Annotated in this window: 4 protein-coding genes; 2 read left to right on the top strand and 2 right to left on the bottom strand. The window is 46.7% G+C overall.

Translation table 11 applies throughout. The annotated features are described in order from the left end of the window. Positions 1-349: 349 nt before the first annotated feature. Positions 350-1,708 (top strand): bifunctional UDP-N-acetylglucosamine diphosphorylase/glucosamine-1-phosphate N-acetyltransferase GlmU, encoded by a 1,359-nt coding sequence (gene glmU / locus RID09_RS13365; RefSeq protein WP_446336421.1) that lies wholly within the window; start codon positions 350-352, stop codon positions 1,706-1,708. A 41-nt stretch (positions 1,709-1,749) separates the two neighbouring features. Here the strand turns inward: glmU and RID09_RS13360 are convergent, their stop codons facing one another. Beyond that, positions 1,750-4,578, bottom strand: a complete 2,829-nt coding sequence (locus RID09_RS13360; protein WP_446336420.1) for a GAF domain-containing protein — start codon at positions 4,576-4,578, stop codon at positions 1,750-1,752. 175 nt (positions 4,579-4,753) lie between these two features. On the opposite strand from RID09_RS13360, the gene RID09_RS13355 reads away from it, so the two are divergent. After that, positions 4,754-5,899 (top strand): quinone-dependent dihydroorotate dehydrogenase, encoded by a 1,146-nt coding sequence (locus RID09_RS13355; protein WP_446336419.1) that lies wholly within the window; start codon positions 4,754-4,756, stop codon positions 5,897-5,899. Here RID09_RS13355 and RID09_RS13350 read toward each other — a convergent pair. Then, the gene (locus RID09_RS13350; protein WP_446336418.1) at positions 5,889-6,038 is read right to left on the bottom strand and encodes a hypothetical protein; all 150 of its coding nucleotides are present in this window, start codon (positions 6,036-6,038) and stop codon (positions 5,889-5,891) included. The two genes, RID09_RS13355 and RID09_RS13350, sit on opposite strands and share 11 nt — an antisense overlap. Positions 6,039-6,614 lie beyond the last annotated feature (576 nt).

Below are 6,614 nucleotides of genomic sequence, written 5' to 3'. Positions count from 1 at the left end.
AACTAAAACGGCTCTCCCGTACTTGTGGTGGAAAAGCCTATATTAGTGATAGCTTCCCTAAAAACATTGTTTTGAAAGTCTTGCCCCACAAAGTTTCCAAGAATAATCAGGTTTGCTTATCACCCTAGGTACGGGAGAGCCAATGAGCAGGTGAGTATGGCAACATAAATGTTGTTCAGTGAGTTAAAGATTGTCAAGGCGCACGAGTTCCGCCTGTTCCCTGTTTCCTGTTCTCTGTTCCCAGATTGCAACCGTTAACTTTAATTTTGTCCGACTAGGTACAACATACTATGGTATTATCAGTTAGCAAAAATCTATAATTCGGTAGCAGATCACCCCTATCTCAATCATGGTTGCAGTCGCGATTTTAGCAGCAGGGCGCGGGACACGAATGAAATCCAAGTTGCCCAAGGTATGTCACAATTTGGGTTCCTTGTCAATGGTGGAACGAGTTCTCAAGAGTTGTCTTGGTGTCAATCCGTTGCGGTGTCTTGTGATTGTCGGCTATCAAGCAGAACTTGTGAAAAATTCTCTCGCCCAGTTCCAGGATATCGAATTTGTTGAGCAGACTGAACAATTGGGAACCGGTCATGCCGTACAACAACTCCTACCCTACTTAGAGGGATTTACTGAGGATTTGTTAGTCTTGAATGGCGATGTTCCCCTGTTGCGCCCCCAAACGCTGCAACAATTATTAGAGACCCATAAAACCCATCAAAATGCTGCCACCCTCTTAACCGCGCAACTCCCTAATCCTCAAGGATATGGGCGAGTTTTTTGTGATGGTCAAAATCTGGTCACCCAGATTGTGGAAGATCGAGACTGCACCACAGCACAAAAGCAGAACCGTCGGATTAATGGGGGAGTCTATTGTTTCAATTGGCAGAAATTGGCAAAAATACTGCCAAATCTACAAACGAATAATGACCAGCAAGAATATTATTTAACTGATGCGATTCATGAACTAGAACCCGTAATGGCGGTTGATGTGGAGGACTACCAGGAAATTTTAGGGATCAACAACCGCAACCAGTTAGCCCAAGCTTACGAAATTTTACAGGATCGGGTGAAGGAAGCATGGATGAGTGCAGGAGTAACGTTAATTAATCCCGATAGTATTACCATTGATGACACGGTAGAATTAGAACCGGATGTGATTATTGAACCCCAAACCCATCTGCGGGGGAAAACAGTGATTGGTTCCGGGAGTCGGATTGGACCAGGAAGTCTGATTGAAAATAGTCAGTTAGGGAAGAATGTCACGGCGCTGTATTCGGTGGTGAGTGATTCTGTGGTGCAAGAGAATAGCCGAATCGGACCCTATACCCATCTTAGAGGTCATGTAATCGTCGGGGAATCCTGTCGGGTGGGGAATTTTGTGGAACTGAAAAACACTCAAATTGGCGATCGCACGAATATCGCCCACCTCTCTTATCTGGGGGATGCGACATTGGGGAATCAGGTGAACATCGGTGCGGGAACGATTACCGCCAACTACGATGGGGTACAAAAGCATCGCACCCAAATCGGCGATCGCACGAAGACGGGTTCCAATAGTGTCCTTGTCGCACCCGTAACCTTGGGTCAAGATGTCACAGTAGCAGCGGGTTCAGTCGTAACCGAAAATACACCCGATGATTGTCTGGTGATTGCGCGATCGCGTCAAGTCGTCAAACCGGGTTGGCGTCTACCATCTCAAACGGAATAAAACCGTTTTTCCCTCCGCCATCTGTCCTCTCTGTGTGTGCCTTACTTCTGATTCTGTTCTAATGGCAAAAGTAACCGGATCAAATAGTCATGGACTTGAGTTTGGTAAAAGAGGAGATCACCCCCCCAACTTCGCAAAATCTGTTGACAAATTTTCATACTTAAGCTAGGTAGGGATTTTATGGGTGAAGCGGTGAGAGCCTGCTGACACTCCTCCAGAGAACTGCTTTCAGAAATCAGTAACTCTAATAAAGGATAAGGTGAAGTTGAGCGCAAAGTAGGCTTGACATCCGCACGCAAGGGACAGCACCACAGATGAATCCAAAGTCCGGCAGGGGAATGTAAGCCAATGGTGAGCAATAACTCTAACAAAATGCATTCTAGCTTAAGGCGATCGCCATAAATGGTAAACTGACTCACATTATGCATATTCAGCACCAGTTGACGCTGATGATAAAACAGTTCAACCTGTCGCAGCGATCGCTTCAACAAGGTTGCCAACTGTATGGGACGTAGGTTAGTCGTGAGTTGCCATTGTTCTTGCTTGAGGATCGGATTCAATGTCGCTAGAACGTCTTCTAACTGATGCAAAAGTTGCTGACGACGCATCTTTTGTAAAGCAGAATTAGTAACATACTGCGTCGCCTCAGCCGGATAGGTGCTTTGAGAGTCCAATGCCAGTAACCCATTGTTCATCTCTTGCACAGACTGATACAATTTCTCTAAGCATCGGTGTTTGTACCAGTTTAGAGCTTGCAAATCTTCCCGATCTTGGGTTTGCCGAATCAAACGATAGCGATACTCACGCAAACTAGTAAACTGTTGGGTTAGGGTTTCGAGTACCGATAGCATATCCTCAGACCACATCCGTTCCTCGCGATCGGCAATCAGTACCAATCCCGTGGCTGAGGTTTTACCCTGATGCAACGCAATCACCAAGATTTGACCAATATCGGGACTATTAAACCATTGACGGATCGAATCAGGCAGATCCCTCACCAAACAGCAGCAGAAATGGGGCGTAGCTAGAGCCTCTTGAATCAAGGGGTTGGTTGCTACTGGAATCGTTAAATCTGGGGGGAGAGCCAAACGGGGATCAGCAACAACGGCAGTCGTTACCGTTGCCCAAGGAATTTGGGGAGTCCAGGTTAGCAGCGCCACTAGAGGACATTCCAACAGCTTTGCCACATAATTAACCCAAGCCTTTTCAAAGCGCACCGGATCTTTGGAGGCACAGTTGAGCAGGGATAATCCCGATTGGAGGGTTTGGCGAGCCAAAAATGAACGTTTGGCGTTATCCAACTCACCCGAAAGAGTCAGCAGCAGATGGATGAGTTGGGCAATGGTTTTGGCAAAATCCCGTTCATTACGGTTCCATGTCCGGGGACTGTCATGACCAATAATTAACACGAAGCTGGGTGAGTTGGGGGAATGTTCGGGAACAGACAAGGACTCCAGCAGCAGAGAGCGCACATTAAGTTGAGTGAAACTGTCCCGCCAGGATATCAGTAGCCCATCTGCCTCTAAATCTTCAATCGCCACCATTTTGTTTTGTTCACTCAACCACCGCTGCTCCTCTGGCTCAAGAGGCGGTAGGGGTGATGGACAAGGACGGCGATTCGACGGTTGTTTGCCAAATACGAGGTTGAACTGACCCGAGGGATCAGGTTGTAGGATTAAAAAGCGATCGGCTCTTAGATGCTGGCAAATCAGCTTTCCACAATCATTGAGGGCAGTTTCAGTCGTGGGGCTAGAAGCGATTGTCTGAGCAATCGTTGCCACCAACTGGCTATCCTTTAGGCTTAACTGAACTTGGGATTCTAGTTCCTCACAACTCACCACCAGCGCCACTAATTGAGCGGTTGCTAGTATAGAGTTCCGTTCTGCCCGCTCCCAAATCCGAGGAGCATCATCTTCTACCGACACAAAACCCAAGAGTTCCCCCTGGCTTTGAATCGGGGCTGCCATCAATGAACGAGTCCGCAGCCGATTTAGGATATGTTCTGTGGTTTCTGGCTGGAGTTGGCTTCTACTGGTTCCAATCGTCACTAACTGACCCCTAGCCAGCGCCTGATAAAAGTCACTGGCTTCAGCAACAGTAAGACCTGCTGTCGAGCCTCGTAACCCCACCACACTGCGGAGAGATTGGCGATTGCCCACCCGATGCCAGAAATAGCGTTGCTGCGGATTATACCAATAAATACTGGTGCGTGTGGGCGTGATAAAATCTTGGGTCATCGACACCAATTTATCCAGACGCTGAACAACCTTGGGCAATTTGATCAGCTCATCGAGGGCTTGAAAGAGGGGTTTATCGGGGCGTTTAATTGCTGATTGTTGCCAATTTACTTCTATTTCATGTAACGCCGTCGCTAATCCCCCCAAAACCATGGATAAATGGGCTTTGTCTTCAGGTTTGGGAGAGATACCCCACTGATTTGAACCCAACAAGGTTATGCCAAAACATCGATCCTTGGCTCGCAAGGGCAACAGCAATGTTCCCTGAATGCCTAAGTTTTCGGCAATTCGGCGCCATTCTCCAGCTCGGCTTTCTTTCTGAATATCTGGAAGGGTAATCGGGCGCTGCTGGATTACTACCTGTTCTAAAAGATCCCCCGGTTGCAGGTTGTATCGCTGCTTCAAAAAATCGGTATCCGCCGTCTGAGCGATACCCCCTTTCCCAAATAAACGATGCTCTAAGCGATCATAAAGCCCAATCCAGATTAGGTGGTAATCAAACTCCGTTTGCAGGTAATTTAGAGTAGTCTCGATCAACACGTCAGTATTTTCCTCTTCCCGCAATGTCTCCAACACTCGTCCTAGGGCAACAAATGGATGATCGTTTTGGAGTGGTAGATTTTGCTGACCCATAATCAGTTATCAGTTATCAGTTATCAGTTATCAGTTATCAGTTATCAGTTATCAGTTATCAGGGAATGGGGAAGCTGGGGGAACTGGGGGAACTGGGGGAACTGGGGGAACTGGGGGAGCAAACAAAGGACATAAGACGAATGACAAAGGACATAAGACAAAGGACATAAGACCAATGACTGATATTTATCAATCTGCCATTCGCCCCATTCTATTTTCGCTCTTTAAAGCAGACCCGGAGTGGGCGCACGAACAAACGATAAACTTATTAGGTTGGCTAGACCGTACTAATGAATCCGCCTCAACTCCTTGGCTTTCCGCTCAATTGCACCAAGCCTTTTGCCTAAGTGATGCTCGCTTAGAACAAACACTGTGGGGACTGAAATTCCCCAATCCTCTAGGTTTAGCCGCCGGATTTGATAAGGATGGGGTAGCGGCTCGAATTTGGCGGATCTTTGGTTTTGGCTTTGCTGAACTAGGAACCGTTACCTTTGAAGCCCAACCCGGAAATCCACAACCCCGGTTGTTTCGATTGCTCCAAGATAGAGCCGTTCTCAACCGCATGGGGTTTAATAATCGAGGGGCAAAAGCATTGGCTCAACGATTAGGAGCGATCGCGCATCAGCCTTTTGAGCCGATCCCCTTGGGGATCAATCTGGGTAAGTCTAAGGTAACACCTCTAGAAGATGCGGCAACGGACTATTTAGCCAGTTTCCGCCTGCTTAAGCCCTGGGGCGATTATTTTGTGGTTAACGTTAGTTCACCCAATACACCCGGATTGCGATCGCTGCAAGATGCTGAGCAACTGCAAATCATTTTGGAGACGTTGCAACAGGATAATCAGGGGCAAAAGCCGCTTTTAGTCAAGATTGCACCGGATTTGGAGTGGGACGCGATCGCAGATGTTGTTCATTTAGCTCAAACTTACCAGCTTGCGGGGATTGTTGCTACCAACACAACCATTAACCGGGATAGGCTGAAAACGCAACTTATCGCCGCAACCGGTAAACCCGTGACTGAAGAAGCTGGCGGAATTAGTGGTGCGCCTTTGCGGGAGCGTTCGACAGAGGTGATTCGGTTTATTCACCAGCAAACCCAGGGGAAACTACCGATTATCGGTGTGGGTGGGATTTTTACCGCCGAGGATGCTTGGGAAAAACTCACCGCCGGTGCCAGTTTGATTCAAGTGTACACGGGATTAGTCTATGAAGGACCCTGGATGGTGCGGCGAATCATGCAGGGATTGTTAAAAAAGTTGGAACAAAAAGGATTGAGTTCGATTAGTGATCTGGTGGATCAGCCACCATCCTCTAACGAGTGAAGCTTAGTCCTAGTAAAGTTTTGCCTAGGGCGGATAACACGGCACGAATCATCAGGTTATCCCCATCCACATATTTTTTTTCTATACTATTATAGGATATAATGTACACCACTCTATAGATAAATGTTTGGGATGTCATCCTTTGATGGTCAAAAGACGGCGGCTAATTTAGTACGTAAGTATTAGTTATTCTGATACAGATAAACTTTACTCAGTTAACGTCAATCGGACAAACCAATTTAACCTCCTAAAAGTTAGCATAAAGAGTAGCTTAGTCTTCTGTTGGTGCGAAAGTGCTTTAGGGAAGGACATCCTAGCTACAGTGGTGGGAAAGAAGATACAGCTTAGGTTTGGTGAGAATGCTCTCCCGACAAGAAACCTAAGCAGAGCCATATTATTGGGAGAGGACTCACTTTCCTTGATTAAGGAGTCACTCATCACCAAGTTGATTGTCAAGCTATTGAGGTTTTGTATGTGGGAAACAGTTTTTATCGGATTAGTCGCATTTTACCTAGTCATGCTACCGATCTTATTCAGCCGATGGTTAGATTTCATGCAACATGATGACAGCTTATCCTCAAAGGATAAGTTTTTTTCTTGGGTGATTTTGGTCATTGCTACCATCATGTGGCCCATAGTGGTGCCAATCTCTTATCTAGAACTGTTGGACACCCGAAGAACGTTTAATAATTACTAGAGCATAAGTTCCAGAGTT

The sequence above is a fragment of the Coleofasciculus sp. G1-WW12-02 genome (genome assembly GCF_040219735.1).
In the GTDB taxonomy this organism is placed as follows: Bacteria; Cyanobacteriota; Cyanobacteriia; order Cyanobacteriales; family Coleofasciculaceae; genus Coleofasciculus.
Note: the sequence above shows the minus strand (reverse complement) of the source record. Positions and strands in the feature narration are given on the sequence as shown.